13 protein-coding genes are annotated in these 18,741 nt (G+C 68.8%); 2 read left to right on the forward strand and 11 right to left on the reverse strand.

Features of this window, described 5'->3' with window-relative positions:
* Nucleotides 1–90: 90 nt before the first annotated feature.
* The 5 genes from trxA to OVA31_RS10870 all read right to left on the reverse strand — a co-directional run bounded on the left by trxA (nucleotide 91) and on the right by OVA31_RS10870 (nucleotide 4,180).
* Entirely contained in the window at nucleotides 91–429 is a 339-nt protein-coding gene (gene trxA / locus OVA31_RS10850; protein WP_267631094.1) for a thioredoxin, read from the reverse strand.
* A gap of 52 nt (nucleotides 430–481) precedes the next feature.
* A complete protein-coding gene (trxB, locus tag OVA31_RS10855) occupies nucleotides 482–1,486 on the reverse strand; it encodes a thioredoxin-disulfide reductase (RefSeq protein ID WP_267631095.1) in 1,005 nt (334 codons plus the stop codon).
* A gap of 156 nt (nucleotides 1,487–1,642) precedes the next feature.
* Nucleotides 1,643–2,401 (reverse strand): hypothetical protein, encoded by a 759-nt coding sequence (locus tag OVA31_RS10860; RefSeq protein ID WP_267631096.1) that lies wholly within the window; start codon nucleotides 2,399–2,401, stop codon nucleotides 1,643–1,645.
* Between the two features lie 277 nt (nucleotides 2,402–2,678).
* Nucleotides 2,679–3,239, reverse strand: a complete 561-nt coding sequence (gene sigM, locus OVA31_RS10865) for an RNA polymerase sigma factor SigM (RefSeq protein WP_267631097.1) — start codon at nucleotides 3,237–3,239, stop codon at nucleotides 2,679–2,681.
* A 245-nt stretch (nucleotides 3,240–3,484) separates the two neighbouring features.
* Nucleotides 3,485–4,180, reverse strand: coding sequence for a TetR/AcrR family transcriptional regulator (locus tag OVA31_RS10870; RefSeq protein WP_267631098.1), 696 nt, complete (start codon nucleotides 4,178–4,180; stop codon nucleotides 3,485–3,487).
* Nucleotides 4,181–4,312: 132 nt separating this feature from the next.
* Here OVA31_RS10870 and OVA31_RS10875 point away from each other — a divergent pair, with 132 nt between their 5' ends.
* Nucleotides 4,313–5,269 (forward strand): sterol desaturase family protein, encoded by a 957-nt coding sequence (locus OVA31_RS10875; protein ID WP_267631099.1) that lies wholly within the window; start codon nucleotides 4,313–4,315, stop codon nucleotides 5,267–5,269.
* Here OVA31_RS10875 and OVA31_RS10880 read toward each other — a convergent pair.
* The 5 genes from OVA31_RS10880 to OVA31_RS10900 all read right to left on the reverse strand — a co-directional run bounded on the left by OVA31_RS10880 (nucleotide 5,217) and on the right by OVA31_RS10900 (nucleotide 16,211).
* Nucleotides 5,217–6,713, reverse strand: a complete 1,497-nt coding sequence (locus OVA31_RS10880; RefSeq protein ID WP_267631100.1) for a pyridoxal phosphate-dependent decarboxylase family protein — start codon at nucleotides 6,711–6,713, stop codon at nucleotides 5,217–5,219. The genes OVA31_RS10875 and OVA31_RS10880 overlap by 53 nt on opposite strands.
* The gene (locus OVA31_RS10885) at nucleotides 6,706–8,106 is read right to left on the reverse strand and encodes an MFS transporter (RefSeq protein ID WP_267631101.1); all 1,401 of its coding nucleotides are present in this window, start codon (nucleotides 8,104–8,106) and stop codon (nucleotides 6,706–6,708) included. Before OVA31_RS10885 ends, OVA31_RS10880 begins: the two co-directional genes overlap by 8 nt.
* Nucleotides 8,107–8,183: 77 nt before the next feature.
* A complete protein-coding gene (locus OVA31_RS10890; RefSeq protein WP_267631102.1) occupies nucleotides 8,184–12,248 on the reverse strand; it encodes a murein biosynthesis integral membrane protein MurJ in 4,065 nt (1,354 codons plus the stop codon).
* On the reverse strand, nucleotides 12,245–15,010 hold the full coding sequence (locus OVA31_RS10895; RefSeq protein WP_267631103.1) for a DUF6049 family protein: 2,766 nt from the start codon (nucleotides 15,008–15,010) through the stop codon (nucleotides 12,245–12,247). The genes OVA31_RS10890 and OVA31_RS10895 overlap by 4 nt, the downstream gene beginning before the upstream one ends.
* On the reverse strand, nucleotides 15,003–16,211 hold the full coding sequence (locus OVA31_RS10900) for an NUDIX hydrolase (RefSeq protein WP_267631104.1): 1,209 nt from the start codon (nucleotides 16,209–16,211) through the stop codon (nucleotides 15,003–15,005). The genes OVA31_RS10895 and OVA31_RS10900 overlap by 8 nt, the downstream gene beginning before the upstream one ends.
* A gap of 135 nt (nucleotides 16,212–16,346) precedes the next feature.
* On the opposite strand from OVA31_RS10900, the gene OVA31_RS10905 reads away from it, so the two are divergent.
* The gene (locus OVA31_RS10905; RefSeq protein WP_267631105.1) at nucleotides 16,347–17,783 is read left to right on the forward strand and encodes a CCA tRNA nucleotidyltransferase; all 1,437 of its coding nucleotides are present in this window, start codon (nucleotides 16,347–16,349) and stop codon (nucleotides 17,781–17,783) included.
* Here the strand turns inward: OVA31_RS10905 and OVA31_RS10910 are convergent.
* Nucleotides 17,780–18,727 carry a YegS/Rv2252/BmrU family lipid kinase gene (locus OVA31_RS10910; RefSeq protein ID WP_267631106.1) on the reverse strand — a complete coding sequence of 316 codons (948 nt, stop codon included), beginning with the start codon at nucleotides 18,725–18,727 and terminating at the stop codon, nucleotides 17,780–17,782. The two genes, OVA31_RS10905 and OVA31_RS10910, sit on opposite strands and share 4 nt — an antisense overlap.
* Nucleotides 18,728–18,741: the final 14 nt, after the last annotated feature.

Consider the following 18,741-nt stretch of genomic DNA (forward strand, 5'->3'; position numbering starts at 1 on the left):
ACCAAATGATGGCGCCACCAGGGGCGCCATCATCGGGCTCCTGCGGGCCCGGACCGTCGTCCGGTTCCGGGGTAACCGCAGGTCAGTTGATCATGCAGGCGAGCCGACGACTCGGTCGAGCTCACGCAGCAGGGCAGCCTTGCCCTTGGCGCCGACGATCGTCTTGGTGGCCTTGCCATCTTCGAACAGGATCATGGTCGGAATCGACATGATCTGGAAGTCGCGGGCGACGCCGGGGTTGGCGTCGACGTCGAGCTTCGCGATGGTCAGCTTGTCGGCGTGGTCGCGGGCGATCTCCTCGAGTACGGGTGCCACCATCTTGCACGGGCCGCACCAGGTCGCCCAGAAGTCGACGAGTACCGGCTTGTCGGCGCCGAGTACCTCGTCCTTGAAGGTCGCGTCGGTGACGGCGACGGTGTTTGCTCCCATGGTGTCCTCCTTATGGACGTCAGAAGTCGATGTGTCGGGCGGTGTCAGGCGGTCAGGCGGTCGCGGGCGCGTCAACGACCACGAACTCGCCCTCGAGTCCGGCGTCGATGTCGACATCGCCCTGTTCGGCGAGCCAGCGCTCGGCGTCGATCGCCGCCGAACAGCCGCTGCCGGCAGCTGTGACGGCCTGGCGGTAGGTGTGGTCGACGAGGTCGCCGCAGGCGAACACGCCCGGGATCGATGTGTAGGTGGTCCGGCCGGCGACCTGGACGTATCCCTCGGGATCCAGGTCGATCTGGCCGCGGACCAGTTCGCTGCGGGGATCATGTCCGATCGCGACGAACATGCCGGTGACGTCGATCGTGCTGGTCTCGCCGCTCGTGGTGTCGGTGAGCCCGAGCCCGGTGACGGAGTTGTCGCCGAGGACCGACGTCACGGCCGAGTTGGTCACGAACCGGATCTTCTCGTTGGCGCGGGCGCGCTCGAGCATGATCTTGGACGCACGGAACTCTTCACGCCGATGGACGAGGGTGACGCTGCGCGCGAACTTGGTCAGGAACGTCGCCTCTTCCATCGCGGAGTCACCTCCGCCGATCACGGCGATGTCCTGGTCCTTGAAGAAGAAGCCGTCGCAGGTCGCACATGCGGAGACACCGCGACCGAGCAGGGTCTGCTCGTTCTCGACACCGAGGTAGCGGGCCGCGGCACCCATGGCCAGGATCACCGCACGAGCACGGAACACCTCGCCGCCGACCTCGACCTCCTTGACCGGTCCCTGGAGGCGGATGGTGTCCACATCTTCCATGCGCAGGTCGGCGCCGAAACGGATCGCCTGTTCCCGCATCTCGTCCATGAGTTGTGGGCCCTGGATGCCGCTCTGGAAGCCGGGGAAGTTCTCCACCTCGGTGGTGGTCATCAGGGCGCCACCGAACTGCGTGCCCTCGAAAACGATCGGGGCGAGCTCGGCGCGAGCCGCGTAGATCGCGGCGGTGTAGCCGGCGGGGCCCGATCCGATGATGATCAGGTCGTGGATCTGCTGGCTGTCTGGCTGGGTCATCCGTCCTCCGTGCTCGACGGCGCAATGCGTTCTTCGACGCCGCGCCGGGTGTCTCGGCTGTCTCAACATCAGGGTAAGGGCAGATGTTCCCGGCAGCGGGAGGCGTGCGTGGACGATCACATGTGGTCGGGCCGATGTGACTGCTCGGGCGCGGTGTCAGCCGCCGATCAGGGTACGGCTGATGCGCGCGGGATTTCCGGCGGTGCAGTCGGGTGCCACGACCAGCGCATCGAAGCGGCCCGCGGTCCCGGTGGACAGCAGGATCACGATGCCCTCGCGTCCACGTACGGTGACCGGTCCGGTCCCGAGGACCACGGTGTCTGCCGCGACACCGTTGGCGGCCGTGCAGCGGCGCAGCGCCTGCGCCGATCCGAACGACGCGAAGTCGTTCTTCCCCAGCACGGACAGCAGCGCGACACGTTCACCTGGTGCCAGGTCGGTGATCGGTGGCGAGGACGGCTGCGCCTGGAGCGGAGGGTCGGACGCGGGTGACCGCAGCACCCCGACGGTGATCGCGAGGACCGCGACGATCGCGGCTGCGACCCCACCGGCCGCCAACCATCGGGCAGGCATCCGTCGTCTGCGGCGCTCCGCGATACCGACGACGGCGTCGTCGGGCGTGGTGGCGGTCTCCGCTCCGATCTCGTCGAGCGTCAGTCGAGTCCTGGACGCCACCTCGGCGGGCACGGGAACGGGCGGCACGTCAGCGCCACGCAGCTGCGCGGTGGTGCGGTCGAGTGCGTCGAGTACCGCGCGGGCATCGGGGTCGTCGCTGATGCGCGATCTCACGTACTCGGCGACGTCGGGCGGCAGGACATCGGCGTGCAGATCTGCGAGGAGATCGGTCGAGTAGGGCGGTTGCGGGTAGCGCGACACCGTGCTGTCAGGGTCGTCTGCTGCTCCCGGCGGGATCATCGCTCCACTCTCCCACTTCTCTCGCCCGGACCCGATCCACAGTGGGTGGACCGAGCGCGGCGTCCGACTGGTATCTGGCCGTGCCTGTGATCGTGATCGTCAGGGTTTAAGACGCACCGGTCCGTGGTCCGGTTCCATCGGATCCGATATGGGGACAGGCGCGGCCGAATCCTCACTCCCCGGGTGCACCGTCAAGAGCAGGTGTGCACGCGGCCGCGCCGAACTCGCCACGATGCTCGGTCATCTGCGAACACGGTGACGACCCGATCGGCCGACGTCAGCACTCTCGAAGATGACCGAGAGCCTGCGCGAGCCGGAGCCGACCCCGTGAGCACCGGCTCTTGATGGTTCCGATCGGCACACCGAGCCGCTCGGCGGCCTCACTGACCGAGTAGCCCTCGACGTCCACCGCGATCACCGCGGCACGCTGATCCGGCGGCAGGGTGTCGAGTGCCCTGCCGATCGAGATCGAGAGGTCGACGGCCGCCATCTGGTCGTGATCGTCGGCGAGGGGCAGGAGGTCGTACTCCGGGATCGGCACCGTCCGGCGCACGCGATTGCGGCGGATGCGGTCGAGGCAGGCGTTCACCACGATCCGATGCAGCCAGCTCGTCACCTTGGCGTCGGATCGGAATCGCGAGGCCATCCGGTGTGCGTTGAGCAGGGCGTCCTGCAGGGCGTCGGCGGCGTCGTCGGGGTTGTTGCTCGTGCGGCAGGCCAGCGACCACAGATAGGTGTGGTGACGTTCGATCAGCGTCGCAAAGGCGTCGGGCTCACCGGCGACATGGGCGCGGAGCAGATCTTCGTCGCTGCGCGCGTCGACGCTCCCCCGAGTCATGCCGAGAAGGTTAGTGGACACCAAGGGTCGTCGACGCACTGACCTGCACGTTGTCCACAGTTCTGGGGACACCGGAGAGGTTGTGGACGAGTGGAGGATTCGCGGTGGCGCGGATGGCGCACGGTCGGCGAAGATCCGGTTGCCGTGGGCGGAAAACCGGTTGCCGTGGGCGGAAAACCGGTTGCTGTCGGCGAAGAACCGGTTGCTGTCGGCGGGAAAGTGGTTGCTGTCGGCGGGGCAGGCGGTCAGCCCAGCAGGCTCTCGTATGCGGCGACGAACAGTTCGACGCTGACGTCCAGGATCGCATCGAGGTCGAACAGGTCCGGGCCGGCGTCAGCGGGCGCGGCGAACTCCCCGTTGGCACTGGTGTACCAATCGACCAGGAGCTGCGTGACCGCGCCCACCAGTCCGATGGCGGCCAGGCGCTGCGTGCGATCGGCGGTCTCCTCCCCCAGCGCCAACGTCAGGATCAGATCGGCCCATCCGTGAATCGCGGTGAGCCGCAAGCGTTCCAGATCAGGGTTGACCCCGACGACCTCGACGAGCATCACGCGGGCCCGACGTGCGTCGTCGGCCAGACACCGCACGAATGCGGTCAGCGCCGACCGTGCGACGGCAGGTGCGTCGGGTGCCGCGACACCGACCGCACCCACTCCCCCACCATCGCCGACGAAACCGGCCGCGGCATCGACGGTGGCGGCACGGGCGAACTCCACACAATCCTCGTAGACCGCGGCCAGCAGCGCGGGGCGGTCGGCGAACGACTCGTAGAAGTAGCGCTGTGTCAGACCGGCGTGCTCGCACACCCGCTTCACGGAGGCGTTCGCATAACCGTCGGAGCCGAACAGATCCAACCCGGCGGCGATCAGATCGAGCCGTCGCCGGGCACGCCGCTCGTCGGCGTCGGCCCCGCCGTAGCGGCGTCCTTCGGGGGTACTCATCGGACTCCTCGGCATCGTCGGTGGTCACGGCTGCGATCTCTTTACACGACTCTATCTGACACGCTATCGTGTCAGAACCACGATCTGACATGTTCCCGTGTCAGATGACCGGACGGACCAGCAGGAGAACCGATGCTCGACTTCCTACCGGAGGCGATGCGCGAGCCGACCGTGCTCGCGATCCCGTTCTTCGTGCTCCTCGTGGTGCTCGAGTGGGTGGCGGCCTGGAAGCTCGAGCACACCGAGGCAGACCGACCGTCCCAGCACGACGAACGGGTCCCGGCGCCACGCGGTTCGTACAACGCGCGAGACTCGCGTGCCAGCCTCCTGATGGGACTCGTCTCGATCGCCACCAGTGCGGGATGGAAAGTGCTGGCCCTGCTCGCGTATTCGGCGATCTTCGCCTACCTCGCGCCCTGGCAGCTCCCGGCGACCGCCTGGTACAGCTGGCTGATCGCCTTCGTCGGGTTGGATTTCCTCTTCTACTGGGAGCACCGGATCGCCCATCGCGTCCGACTGGTCTGGGCCACTCACCAGGCCCACCACTCCAGCGAATACTTCAATTTCACCACCGCGTTGCGCCAGAAGTGGAACAACAGTGCGGGCATCGTCATGTGGTTGCCACTCCCCTTCCTGGGCGTACCACCCGCGCTGGTGTTCGCGGCGTACTCACTGAATCTGATCTACCAGTTCTGGGTTCACACCGAGCACATCGGAAAACTCTGGGCGCCTGTGGAGTTCGTGTTCAACACGCCGTCACACCACCGGGTGCACCACGGCAGCGACATCGACTACCTGGACCGCAACTACGGCGGAACCTTCATCGTCTGGGACCGGATGTTCGGAACCTTTCGGCCCGAGACCTACCGACCGACCTACGGATTGACCAAACCGGTTGACACCTACAACATCTGGCGGTTGCAGACTCATGAGTACGGTGCGATCGCGCGGGACGTGCGCGCGGCCGACGGCATGCGTGCGCGACTGGGGTACATTTTCGGCCCGCCCGGCTGGCGGCCGGATCGACCGCCGGAGATCAGTGATCGCCGTGACGGTGCCGCTCGTTGCACCGAGCGAGCAGTTCGGTGAGCAGCGCCTCGGATCGACGGGCGGGCATCACGTCGAGCAGGGCCATCACGGGGGCGAGCTGATCGGGCAGCGCCCCGCCTGCGTCCTCCCCCGCCAGTCCGAGGTCGCGGAGAATCCCACCGGCGGTTGCCGAGTCCGCACCGGCGTCTACCGCGAGTTCGGGCATCGCGGAGAGCAACTCGCCCAGGTCGACCCCGGGGACACCCCGGACATCGTCGGCGGCCGCGATCAACGCCGCGGTCAGACCGTCGACCTCGTCACCGGTCACGGGGGTGACCGTCAGGTGCGTCGTGCGTGGGAGATCCGGTCCGTCGGCTTGGTGCAGTCCGGGTTGTGGCTGGAGCACCCAACCGAGTTCGCGTACCCGATCGGCCCATATGTGCGGATCCACCTGATCTCCGTCGGCAACCGTGTGGTCGGCGGCGACGGCGAACAGCGGTCCGATCGGGTCCCCCACCACACGTAGCCCGACGATCCCCGAGATGCATTCCTGCAGTGTGTGAGTCGCGGACCGTGAGCGCGCGGTCAGCGCTGCGAACCCGTCGGGGCCCAGGTATGCGACGATCGCCCAGGTGGCCGCCAGCGACATCGCCGAACGACTTCCGAGCATGGTCGGGTTCACCACCGGATAACCAGGCCAGCGCGTCGTCGCGAAGGACGCCGCACGTTTGGCGTCGGGGTCGCCGAACAGGAGAACCGAGGCGCCCTTCGGTGCAAAGCCGTATTTGTGTGCGTCGAGCGAGACGCTGGTGACACCTGGAACGCGAAAGTCCCAGGGCGACAGCCCCTCTCCCCCATCCGACCAGAACGGGAGAACCCAGCCGCCGATACACGCGTCGACATGGCAGGCCACCCCACGATCGGCCGCGGCGCCGGCGATCTCCGCGACCGGATCCAGCGCGGCAAAGGGGTAACACGGTGCGGACACCACCACAAGTGCGGTCTGCGTGGTCAGACGGGCCGTCAGCTCCGCAGTGTCGACAACTCCCTGTTCATCGACCGGGACGAGTTCGAGGTCGAGGCCGAAATAGTGTGCAGCCTTGTGAAATGCGGCGTGGACGGTCACCGGCGCGACGATGCGCGGCACACCCGTCCCGCCCGCGGCGCGCCAGCGGTCGCGCGCCGATTTGACTGCCAGAAGGCAACTCTCGGTGCCGCCGCTCGTCACGAGCCCCGTCACATCCCGATCGTGTGCCGATGCGTGCACGAGCTCGCAGGCGAAGGTGATCACGTCGGCCTCCATGCGGGCCACCGACGGAAACGCGGTGGGGTCGAGCCCGTTGACGGCCTGGACGGAGGCTGCCGCCGCACGTGCGAGCTCGTCGAGTTCGGCGAGCCCCGAGTCGTACACGTAGGAGAGCACGCGACCGCCGTGGGTCGGCGCGTCGTCGGCGCGCAGCTCGGCCAGCCGCTGCAGGATCGACTCTGTTCGTTCGTCAGACATCAGCTACTCTTCCGTCGATATCGTTGCGGCGCAGGGGATAACGGGTTATCAGCAGCAGACTCACGACCGCGAGAGCCGCTGGGATCACACTGAAGCCGATCACCATCGCCCACAGCGCTCCGGTCGGCTGGGTCACCTCTGTGGCATCGGCATCCGACGACACGTACCCGCCGACGGCGAGCACTGCGGTGAGCGCCACTGCACCCAATGCCATGCCGGTGGTCTCCCCCGCGGTCCAGACCCCGCCTATCACGCCGGCCGAGTTCTGCCCGTGGGTGTGCGCATCGTGGGTGATGACATCCGGGACCATCGCCATCGGGAGCGACTGCATGCCGGCGTAGGCGGCACCGGCGAATCCGATGACCGGATAGACCCACCAGCCCGGTGTCCAGTGCAACAGCACCAGCGATACGCTCGCGACTGCGAAAAGTGTTGTCGCGATGGCGAAGCCGGACTCTTTGCCGATGCGCCGGGCGACCGCTCCCCAGATCGGGGCGAACAGCACGGCCGGCCCGATCAGCGCGACGAAGAGGTAGGAGACGGCGGCCTCATCGCCGAGGACCCAGGTCGCCACGTACTGGCCGTCGGCGAGCATCAGCCCGGTTGCCAGGCCTTGCAACAGGAATGCACCCAGGAGCAGACGCAGCGGGCGGCTACGTCGGAGCACGGCGGCCGCGCTCCGGTAGGCCGCGGCGGGTGACGACGTCTCGTCGGTGATCTGGGTGTCGGTGGCGACCTGTGACACCGGCGCGGAACGACTCGCGATCAGCAGGCTGACGCCGATGACGCCACCGGCGACGACACCCATGATCAGGTAGCCGATGCGTGGCGTCCCGCCGACTTCCCGTAGCGCGGGACCGCCCGCACCGAATACGAGGATGCCGACGGTCAGCACCACGACCCGGGCGGTGAGCAGCCGGGTGCGTTCGTCGTAGTGGCCGGTCAGTTCGGCGGGTAATGCGATGTAAGGGACCTGGAACAGGCTGAAGGCGGTGGCGGCGAGCAGGAATGCGACGGCCACCCAGACGGCGTCCGTGGGCGACGGAAGCCCCGTGGGGACGGCGAAGGTGACCGCGAAGAACACCGGCAGTGCGTGGGCACCGATCAGCATCAGTGGCCGACGTGAACCCCGTCGGCGCCTGCTCCGGTCGCTCGTGGCGCCGATCAGCGGATCGATCACGACGTCCCAGAGCTTGGCGACCGCGACGATGCCACCGGCAGCCGCGGCGGCGACCCCGAGCGTGTCGGTGAGGTAGTAGATCAGCACGAGGCCGGGGAGCGTCGAGAAGCCCGCGGTGCCGATCGAACCGACGGCGTACCGCGCGACGGTCGGTCCGGTCAGCCGTGCGCCATCGAGTCCGGCGGTGGCCTGCGGGCGGCGGTGGACGAGCACACGAGTATGTCTACCGGGCGCGGGTGCCCCGGTCGTGGCGAACCCCGATTACCGATCGTGCCGATCCGGACTCACCGTCAGCCGGTCATCTCGATCTTGCCGATCTTGGCCTGGAAGCCGCCGGGACCCGGTGGCAGCGAGGTGAGCCACACCATCAGGAACGGGCTCTGTTGCGGGTTCGGGATCGTGATGGTGGTGGTGGGCTGGGAGACCGGTCCGGTCGCCACCTCGGCCGTCTGCGCGAGCGCGGGCTGGGCGGTCGGCGAGGTACGTATCGAGACGTTGAACCCCGGCGTCGGCGTCGTGATGGTCACGGACTTCACCGCGTGCTGGCCGCCCAGATCGAACATCAGCCCGAGTCCCTGCTTGAGTCCGCCGAAGTTCGCCGACCCGCGGTAGCTGTCGGTCTGCCAGGGCGGGGCAGCGCCGCTGATCACGTTCTGCAGGTTCGACGCGTTGTCGGGCGGCTGACCCGAGAAATCCACCAGCGACACATTCCGGAGTGCGATGGGTCCCGCCGCGGCCGGGGTCGGTGCGGGGGGAGCGGCGGCACTCGGCGAGGGTGGCGCCGATGTGGTGGTCAGGATCGAGTCGATGTCGGTCGATCCGTCGTCGGAGCCGAAGAGATTGGTCGCCCACACCACCAGCGCGAGCACGATGAACAGGGTCAGCAGTCCGGCGCCCACGAGTAGCGCGAGGTTGCGGCGGCCGGGTTTGTCGGCCTCGCCGGAGCCGGAGGCGCGATCGGATTTCGACCCCATCGCGACCGGCGCCGCGTCGACGTCGATGGCCGGCAGCATGTCGGTGTTGAGGTCGAGAACGGTGGCCTGGTCGAGGACGTGCTGGACGGTGCCCGCAGTCCGGATGCCGCGACTGCCGTCGAGGGCGCGAGCCGCGACGGCGGAGATCTCGAACGGGGTCTCGGGCCGCGCCTCGCGCGGTTCGATCGGCGATCCGTCCTTGCCGGGCGCGGCGATCGGCAGCCCGCCGACCGGTTCGGTGGTGTCGTCCGTGGTCACCAGCGTCGACCCGGTCTCACTGTCGAGAGGCCACCGGGCGAGGAGCAGTGCGTAGAGCACCGCGCCCAGTCCGCGCACATCCGAGGACTTGTCGTCCGGGGTGAGGGTGCCCGGGAATGCCAGCACCGCGTTGCCGTCGGTGCTGATGCGGATGCGATCCGGATGATCGATCGACAGCGTTCCACCGGATCGATGGGTGGCCTCCGCGGCGGCGGCGAGCGCCCGGACGGCGCGCGCGGCGCCGATCGGCGACGGGCCGGACTGTGCGACCTCGGTGAGCGACGAGCCCGGTACCCATTCGCTGACGACAATGCCGCCCGACGATCCGCGCACCACGTCGAGCACGCGTGCGACCCCGGATGACGAGATCTGTCCCAGCCGCAATGTCCGGGACAGCACGGCCTGTGGACCTTCGTCGCTCACCTTGGCCGACTCGCCACGTTCCGGGGGAGCTGTGAGTTGCTCGGCGTCGACGAAGGTCAGGGCGACCTCACGGTCGAGGTTGATGTCGAGCGCCCGCCAGAACTGCAGGCCGCGGGATCCGCCGTGGTGATCGAGCAGTCGATAGCGGCCGCCGGCCACGGCGGCACCGGGCACCAGTCGGGGGCCGCGCGGCCGCGGTCGTTTGACGGGAACCGTGTCCTTGTCGGATTTGTCTGTGTTGGAGGGTTTCTCGCCCTTCGGTGTGTTTCCGGTCGACGCCTGCTCATCGGAGTCCGGGGAATCCGGGCCCGGCCGGTCCGATTTCGCCGACGTGTCGACCTCGCCGTCGCGTGGTCGGTCCGGCTTCTCGTCGACGGTCACCGAACCGCCGTCGGAGGTCGGGGCGTCGGGGATGATCTCGGTGTCCTGTGTGGTACCGATCTCGTTGTCACTCAAGCGCCGAGCTCCTCTCCTGCGGTAGCGCATATCGCGGGGCGAATGGACCCGCATCTCGCCGCCATCACGAAGGCGTGCGGCTCCACCGCTGTGAACCGAGTACGACTGCCAGGTGGCCGTGCCCCGGTCGAATCGTCGGAGCACCTGTACTTGACCAGAGTACGGGAGCGACTCGTCCGGAGTGATCCGCGGAAACTGAACCGTGATCGTCGGTGCCGATTCTGTTACCGAACTCGGCGGTGGTGCCAGCGCCGGAATGAACCGACCGAGCATGCGCCGCACGGACATTCCGATCGAAACCACGTCGGGAACCTTGGCCGCGGCAAGTCCGGCATAGGTCACGCCCAGGACGACGACCGCGGTCACGAGGAGGTAGACGAGCGAACCGACCTTGCCGACCTCCGTGGCGAGGAGATGCATTCCCGACAGGTTGGCGACCGCCCAGACGACCGCGGCGACCCCGATCGAGACACCGAGTGTGATCACAGTCGTGCGGTACACGTCGGTGAGCCGGGCGTTGTTCAGCCGGTTGCGCAGCAGATAGTGGCCGACGACGGCACCGACCAGGTATCCCAGTCCGTTCGACAATGCGAGCCAGCGCACCACCAACTCGGGATCGGAGAACAGCACCGGCCCGAGGTAGGAGGCGGCCACCTTGACGATCGTGATGCCGAGCACCATCACGGTCGGCGTCCAGGCATCCTGGCGCGCGTAGAACACGCGCAGCTGGACCAGCGTCATCGAGTAGGGGATCAGGGTGAAGGCGCCCCACGCGAGGACCGAGCCGAGCTGGGAGGCGGTGTCGGCGTCGAACTTGCCGAAGTTGAACACGGCGATGCCGATGGCCGGGCCGAAGAAGGTCATGTAGGCGACCACGGGCACCAGTGCGACCATGGTCAGCCGGGTGGCCAGGGACAGGTCGTCGACGACGGCACGATCGTCGTCGGCGGCGGCGTTGCGCGACAACCTGGGCATGATCGCGGTCAGGATCGTCACGCCCAGCACGCCATAGGGGAGTTGGAGCAGCTGCCAGTGCGTGGCATAGACACTGATGCCCGATGCGTCGGCGTGTGCGGCGATGCGGTAGGTGATGACCAGCCCGACCTGCAGGATCGCGACGTAGAGCACGATCGCCAGGGCCATGTTCCCGAAGGTGCGCAGGCGCGCGTCGAGTCCCCACTGCAGCTGTAGACGCACCCCCGCCCGCTTGAGCCACGGCACCAGGACCGATGCCTGGACCACCACACCGAGCGTGGTGCCGATGCCGAGTACCAGGAGCTGAGGATCCGACATCCGGACCGGGTTGAGCGTGATCTCGCCGGGCATCAGGGCGTACAGCACCAGCGTGGCGATCTGGACGACGTTGTTCATCACCGGAGCCCAGGCACCTGGTTTGAAGAACCCCTTCATGTTCAGGATCGCGATGAACAGCGCGGACAGTCCGTAGAACAGGATCTCCGGTAGGAGCAGGTAGGCCAGGGCGGTGGTCAGCGGCCGGTTGACGTCCCCGTCACCGACGTTGAGGAAGGTCAGGAGTGGCGCGGCGATCAGCGCGATGACCGTCGCCGTCCCGAGGGTGACCACGGTGAGGGTGAAGATGCGGTTGATGAACCCGCGGCCGCCGTCGGCGTCCTCGGCCTCCGCACGGACCAGCACCGGGATAACGATCGCGGTGAGCACGGCACCGAGGACGACCTCGGCGATCATGTTCGGCAGCACATAGGCGGCCTGGAAGGCCGACGCGATGGCGGGACCGAGCATGGCCAGCACCAGCACCGTCCGGATGAACCCGGTGATGCGGCTCGTGAGGGTGGCCAGAGCGATGGATCCGCTGGTCTTGAGGATGCTCGAGTCGGAATCGCGCGAGAGCCCGGTGGTGGCGCTCTCGCCGGTGCCGGTGTCACGCGGACGCCGCTCGCCGGTGTCGGTGAGCGTGTCGGCCGGTGGCCGCGACGGGATGAACCGTGGCGGCGGTGCTGACTGCCGGGCCGGCGCCGGGCGGGCCGCGGCGGGCCGCGGTGCAGGCGAGCGGGGACCGGATGCCGGCGGACCGGAGGGTGGCGGACCGGACGGCGACGGACCCGACGGCGGCGAGGCGGGTGGCCGGCCTGCGAGGGGTGGCTGGTCGGCCACCGGACCCGTCATCGGTGGCGGACCGGCGGCGGGGCGTCGTTCAGGGGCCCCGCGGGGAGGTATCCGGCGGGGCGACGCGCGGCGCGGTTCGCGTGGTCCTTGGTCGGTCATGGTGTGTCTCGGTCGGTCGGGCCCGTCGTCGCGGGCGGTGCCTCATCCTCTGTCTCGGGGTTCTCTGGCTCCGGGTCGGTCTCTGGGTGCAGCATCTCTTGATGCAGGGTACGGCGACGCTCCTGATAGGTGGTGCCGGCAAGCAATCGTTCGTGGTCGTCGGGGTCGGGACGGTCATCGTCGGCCGGGTCGGGTTCACCGCGGAACCGGTGCCAGAGACGCCGCGCGGTCAGCAGGACGAGCGCGACACCCGCCGCGATCGTGATCCAGAACAGCGGCTTCCCATAGGCATTCGCATGCACCGACAGCCGGATGGGCGAGCCGAGGGAGACCCCGCTCGAGGTGGACATACCGATGGTGACGGTGATGGCCTCGGAGCTGTCCGCGCGCGTGGGCAGCTGGATCTGGCGAGTGCCCCGAGCGGGGATCTCGATGACGCCGATGTCGCCGACGTCGAGTTCCTTCGGCGCGGCGACGTTCATCCGCACCCGGATCGGCAGCGACAGCTCGTTGCGGACCACCAGCAGCAGGGGACTGCGCTCGGACGCGAGCGTGTACCTCCCACCGGGGTCGAGGATGGTCACGGCGTTGCGCATCCGCTGCAGGGTGGCGCCGGATGCGGTGACCCGGGCCGCACGCTGAGTGCGGATGTCGGCCCGCTCGGCGGCACCCGCCCGATCCGGGGTCCGGATGGAGCGCAACAGGTCTTCCCGCAGCGGCGCCATGTACCGCTCGGGAGTGGCGGCGACGTCGGCGGACTGCATCAGCGAGGCCTGCAACTGGTACGACAACTCGGCGTTGTCACGCATCGTCGTCGCGGCCTGGTCGGACACCGCAACGCCCAGCGATGCGAGCGACGCGACGCCGGGTGGTCTCACGAACCGCGCGGTCGACTCGGCACGGTCGAGTTCGCCGACGACGTCGGTGAGCGAGGTGGGTGTCGCCGCGCCGGACTCCAGCAGGAGGGTGGCGGTGGTGAACAACGCGTTGGTGTCGTCGGTGGACGGTGCCCAGTAGGTCGGCGGCACCACGAAGGCGCTGCGTCCGGCGGCGGGCAGTCGAGGCTGCGCCCGCCCGCGTTCGACGGGTTCGGGCGCGGCGATCGACTGAAACGCCAGCGCGGCGACCGCGGCCTGTCGCCTGCCCGCGGCCGACTCACCGGCGAACGACACCTCCTGGTCGGGCGGTGTCAGGGGAGTCGTCGACGGGGCGGAGCCCAGGCCGGCAAGGGACGCCGAGATCGGCGCATCGGTGGACTGGACGCGCAGGTCGCCGACCCGATACTGCCCGGTGGCGCCTGGGCGGGCGGTCGCCACGCTGCTCGTCGACGTGACGGCCTTGCCGACGGATGCCGACTTCAACACGCCTGCGCCGGTCGAGTCGAGGGCCCCGAGCGCGGGGACGGTGATGCCCCGGACGCTGCGGACACCGAGGATCGCGTCGACGACGTCGGGGGGCGTCGACAGGGCGTCGGTGGTGAGGCCGGTGTTGCCGATGCGGGCCAGGGACGTCAGATCGGACTGCGCGAACGGCAACGCCACCACACACATCTGTCCCGCGAGCTGACGCAGCTCGGTCAGCCACTGCACTGCGGCCGCCTGCCCGGAGCCCGCGGTGGTCGACGACGTCGGATCCATCGGATCGCTCGATACCTCGTATCCGAGCGACATGGACCGGACCGTCACCAGGAGATCCGGATCGACGGCCAGGCACATGCTCTGTTCGAGTTTGGAGGGCTTCCGATCGGTCGAGGTTCCGGTGTCGCCGGAATTGCCGGTATCAGAGGAGCTGTTGTCGTCCCCGGACGGTGGGGCCGATTCGGCGGATTTCGACGCTCCGTTGCCGCTCGTCACGGCCTCGGATCCGGAGGCAGCCGAATCGTTGTCGGCTGACTCGGTCTCGCCCGCCACCGACCGGGCCGCCGCGAGGAGCACATTGAGGCGGCCGCCGGGTTCGAGGGATCGGGCCAGGTCGTCGCCCACCAGACGGACCTGCTCGGTCTGTCCGCCGAGCACGCCCGGGGTGAGCTGAGGCGGCGCCGCCAGCGGCCAGAGCATCGTGAACCGTGCCGGGCTCGACAGGTTGGCCGAGACCGAGCCGTCCGCGCCGAGATCGGTGTCCCGCGGATCGGGCTGCTCCGCGTCGGTGGTCGGATCGACGTACCCCGCCGCCCGACCACGATCGGGAGGTAGGGACAGCACGGGCAGGAGGGTGCGCGACTGTGCGAGCTTGGCCGGATTCCCGTAGTCGGGGAGCCCGTTCACGTTCACCTGCAGTGGGAACACCCCGGTGCGCTGGATGTCGAGGCCACCGTTGCCCGACAGCGGGGCCGTGATGGTGAACGGGATCGACCGGCCCGGCGTGAGGTCGTCGGAGATGTGCCGGAACGGGGTCGCGGCGCTCACCGGGACGGGGGTGACGGCGAGGCTGCTGCGCAGTCCCGCAGCGTCCGCCACCCGATCGCCGCGTTCGAGGCGGACCGAAAGGTTGTGCAGCTGACGGTCCCCGATGTTCTGGAGGTGCCCCGACACGGTGACCACGGAACCACCACTGCTGGTGACCAGCGACGGCGTGATGGTGTCGATGGAAAGCCGTAAGAAGTCGTCGGGGATCTCGCCGTCCGAGGCGGCCGACGCATCCGGCGCGGCGGCCGCCGGAGCCGCGGACAGGAGCACGATCGTCAGGACCGCGAAGATCGCTGCGGAGATCCGCGCGAGTCGACGGAGGGGAGCGAGGAGCCTGTTCACCCGGCGGTCAGGCATCGCCGGCCGGTGGGCGCCGGGGACGCCGCCTGCGCCGACGGGACCGCGACGGGGGCGGCGGTTCGTTGCGGCGCTGGTTGCGTGCGGCTGCGGCTCTCTCATAGGCGTTGGGTTCGGTGCGAATGCTCTCGGCCTCGGACTGGGCCAACCGGTTCGGGTCGGCAGCGAGATCGGCGATGACGCCTCGGGCCATCCGGGCCAGTCGCCGCTCGTCAGAGTACGTGAGCTTCCGGGGTAGTTCGGCGAGCGGCACCCATGCCACTTCACTCACCTCGTAATCGGCGTCCGACAGCTCGCCCCCGATGCTGCGGAGAAGATAGTGGTGAACGGTCTTGTGGATGCGCCTGCCCTCGCTGACGAACCAGTAGTCGATCTTGCCGAGCGGCGCGACGACGGTGCCGTTGATGCCCGTTTCCTCCGCGACCTCCCGGATCGCGGTCTGCTCGGCCGTCTCCCCGGTCTCGATGTGGCCCTTCGGCAACGACCACATCATCCGGCCGCGCCGGTCCATCCGGCCGATGAGTGCCGCGCAGAGCTCGTCCACGGGGAGGTCGAGGTCGGAGATGACCAGCCCGCCCGCCGACGTCTCGCGAACGGTGCGCAGGCGCTCCTGCCCCTGGCCCTGCCCGCGGTCGGGCCGGGTACCGGTCCGTCGGCGGTTCTTGGTCTTGCCTGCGGTCGTGGTGCCGTCGGAGCCGACTGCATGGGTGAGGCCGGTCTTGGTGATCTTGGCGGTGACCGCGACCAGATCCGAAGGTTTCGGCGGCGAGACCCTGGTGTGGGTCGGGTGCAGTTCGTCGTCGTCGCCGACGAGCCGCTCGGGATCTGTCGGTCGCTTCGGCATGGGCCCGGGCTTGGGCGCGTCACGACGCTCGACGGGACGCGGCGGCGTGTCGTCGGGGGCGCTGTGAGGCGTATCGGTGCCCGACGGCGCCACCGACGGTCGTCGTCCGCGTCGCCGGCGTCCGCGCCGCCCTCGGCGCGCCTGCCCGGGGCCCGTCTCCTCCGGGGTGGGCGCGGTGGCCGGATTGGGTGCGGTGCCGTGCGAGCCCCGAGCCAGATCTGCGGGCGTCACGCGGCGGCCGGAACCGGAGTCCGGTCGCGCCGGCGAGGTGTTGTGTGTCACATCGCCGGGACCGTGACCACCCGCGGTGACGTCGGAGGAGACGTCAGAGGGGTCGGTGGACGGATCGGCGGACACGCTCTCGATGCTAGCCGTTGGTCACCTGCTGTTTGCCCGGATGGCCCCGTGGGCGGCGGGGTGGCGACCGGTCCTGTCTGGGGGCCCGACGACGATTTGTGGTCGCCGGACGTCGCAGCGGTAGGCTGGCATGCCGTGACAGAGCCCGAACGCCGTACCCGTCTGCTGGCATCAGCGGCGGTCACGTTGCGGGGCCTCTCCGACGTCCTGGTGCCGCTCGGCGCGGCGTTCGCGGCCGCGGGCCACGAGTTGTATCTGGTCGGCGGGTCGGTGCGGGATGCGGTGCTCGGCAGGCTCTCGGGCGATCTCGACTTCACCACCGATGCCAGGCCCGAGCAGGTCTCGGCGTTGATGGCCGACTGGGCCGATGCCCAGTGGGACACCGGTATCGAGTTCGGCACGATCAGTGCGCGCAAGGGCGCGCACATGGTTGAGATCACGACATTCCGGTCCGACGCGTATGACCGGATCGGGCGCAATCCCGAGGTGGTCTTCGGAGAATCGCTCGGCGACGATCTGGTGCGCCGCGACTTCACCATCAACGCGATGGCCGTCCGGGTCGGGGCGGACGGTCCGGCCGAGTTCTGCGACCCCCTCGACGGGATGACCGCCCTCCTCGCCGGGATCATTGACACCCCGGCCACCCCGCAGGAGTCCTTCGACGACGACCCGCTACGGATGCTGCGGGCGATCCGGTTCGTCTCGCAGCTCGGCTTCCGGGTCGCGCCCAGGGTGTCCGACGCGATCACCGAGATGTCGGCGCAGATCGATCGGATCACCGCCGAACGTGTCCGCACCGAATTGGACAAGATGATCCTCGGTGAGCATCCGCTGGAGGCCATCGACCTGATGGTCGACACCGGCCTCGGCGAGCGTGTGCTCCCGGAGGTGCCGGGGATGAAGCTCACCATCGACGAACACCACCAGCACAAGGACGTGTACCAGCACTCGTTGACCGTGCTGCGGCAGGCGATCGACCTCGAGGAGGGCGATCCCGATCTGGTGCTGCGATGGGCAGCCCTGCTCCACGACATCGGGAAGCCGGCGACCCGTCGCCACGAGCCCGGTGGCGGGGTCAGTTTCCACCATCACGAGGTGGTCGGGGCCAAACTCGTCCGCCGTCGGATGCGGGCTCTGAAGTATCCGAAGGCGGTCGTCGAGGACGTGTCGAACCTGGTGTTCCTGCACCTGCGGTTCCACGGCTACGGCGACGGCAGCTGGACGGACTCGGCGGTCCGACGTTATGTCAGCGACGCGGGACCGCTCCTGGATCGTCTGCACAAACTCGTCCGGGCCGACTGCACCACTCGGAACAAGCGCCGCGCACGGCGTCTGCAGGAGAACTACGACCATCTGGAACGGCGGATCGCCGATCTCAAGGCCGCGGAGGATCTCGATCGCGTGCGACCGGACCTCGACGGCAACGCCATCATGGAACTGCTCGGCCTGCCTCCGGGTCCGAAGGTCGGCGAGGCATGGCGATACCTGAAGGAGCTGCGGCTCGACCGCGGGCCGCTCTCGTACGAGGAGGCCGTCGAGGCACTCCGGGAGTGGTGGAGCGAGCAGGGTTAGTCGGGGGATGGGCCCGCCGGCGGCGCGAAGATGACCGCGGCGCTCGGGACCACTTCGAAGGTCGCCGGCAACTCGCCGACGAGGTCACCGTCGATCGACACCAGCGCCGGTGGGTCGCAATAGAATTCGATCTCACGGCCACGGAGCGTGCGGACCATCTGGTGATTCACGTGCTGCCCGGAGAAGACCGCGGGGAAGACCTTGGCGACGGTCAGTCGTGCGAACCGTGAGGGACGGACGGCCAAGGTGACGTCGAGCAATCCGTCGACCATCGACGCCGCGGGCGTGATCTGCATGCCCCCGCCGTACGAGGTGGTGTTGCCCACGGACGCGAAGACCATGTCGTCGTCGAGTTCCGTCTCGTCGACACGGACGTGATAGTGCCGCGAGCGCAGACCGATCAATTCCAGCAACGCGGCGATGGTGTAGCGGGCCTGGCCCTTCGGCCAGGACATCCCGATGGCGCGCGCGGTCACCGACGCGTCGAAGCCCGTCGCGGCAACGGTGGCGAACAGCGACGACCGGCCGTCGGGAAAGGTCACCCGCCCGAGATCCACCGTGCGGGTCTGTCCGAGCGCGATCACCTCGACCGCGGCCGCGACGTCGTCGAGCGGGATGTCGAGGTTGCGGGCCACGTCGTTGCCGGTGCCTGCGGGGATCACGCCGACCGGGGTGCCGGTGCCGACGGTGGCCTCGAGTGCGAGCCGGACGCTCCCGTCACCACCCACCACGGCGATCGCGTCGGTGTCGGTGCGCGCGGCCTTGGCCGCCCGTTCGGCGGCATCCTGCGCATCGCGGCCGATGATCAGTTCCACGTCGATTCCCCGCGCCTCGAACTCGCGGACCGCACGGTCGGCTATCGCACGGCCGGCGCCGTGTCGCGAGTGCGGATTGGCCAGGACCGTCGTGTGACGAACCCGATGGCCGTGGGATGTGGAACCCATGGGTTACAGTGTTA

The organism is Gordonia sp. SL306 (assembly GCF_026625785.1).
Taxonomy (GTDB): domain Bacteria; phylum Actinomycetota; class Actinomycetes; order Mycobacteriales; family Mycobacteriaceae; genus Gordonia.

Excerpts from the sequence above, each read along its gene's own strand:
- OVA31_RS10870 (WP_267631098.1), bottom strand. The coding sequence starts at position 4,180 with ATGAGTACCCCCGAAGGACGCCGCTACGGCGGGGCCGACGCCGACGAG.
- OVA31_RS10890 (WP_267631102.1), bottom strand. The coding sequence starts at position 12,248 with ATGACCGACCAAGGACCACGCGAACCGCGCCGCGCGTCGCCCCGCCGG.
- OVA31_RS10895 (WP_267631103.1), bottom strand. The coding sequence starts at position 15,010 with ATGCCTGACCGCCGGGTGAACAGGCTCCTCGCTCCCCTCCGTCGACTC.
- sigM (WP_267631097.1), bottom strand. The coding sequence starts at position 3,239 with ATGACTCGGGGGAGCGTCGACGCGCGCAGCGACGAAGATCTGCTCCGC.
- trxA (WP_267631094.1), bottom strand. The coding sequence starts at position 429 with ATGGGAGCAAACACCGTCGCCGTCACCGACGCGACCTTCAAGGACGAG.
- OVA31_RS10860 (WP_267631096.1), bottom strand. The coding sequence starts at position 2,401 with ATGATCCCGCCGGGAGCAGCAGACGACCCTGACAGCACGGTGTCGCGC.
- trxB (WP_267631095.1), bottom strand. The coding sequence starts at position 1,486 with ATGACCCAGCCAGACAGCCAGCAGATCCACGACCTGATCATCATCGGA.
- OVA31_RS10910 (WP_267631106.1), bottom strand. The coding sequence starts at position 18,727 with ATGGGTTCCACATCCCACGGCCATCGGGTTCGTCACACGACGGTCCTG.
- OVA31_RS10875 (WP_267631099.1), top strand. The coding sequence starts at position 4,313 with ATGCTCGACTTCCTACCGGAGGCGATGCGCGAGCCGACCGTGCTCGCG.
- OVA31_RS10880 (WP_267631100.1), bottom strand. The coding sequence starts at position 6,713 with ATGTCTGACGAACGAACAGAGTCGATCCTGCAGCGGCTGGCCGAGCTG.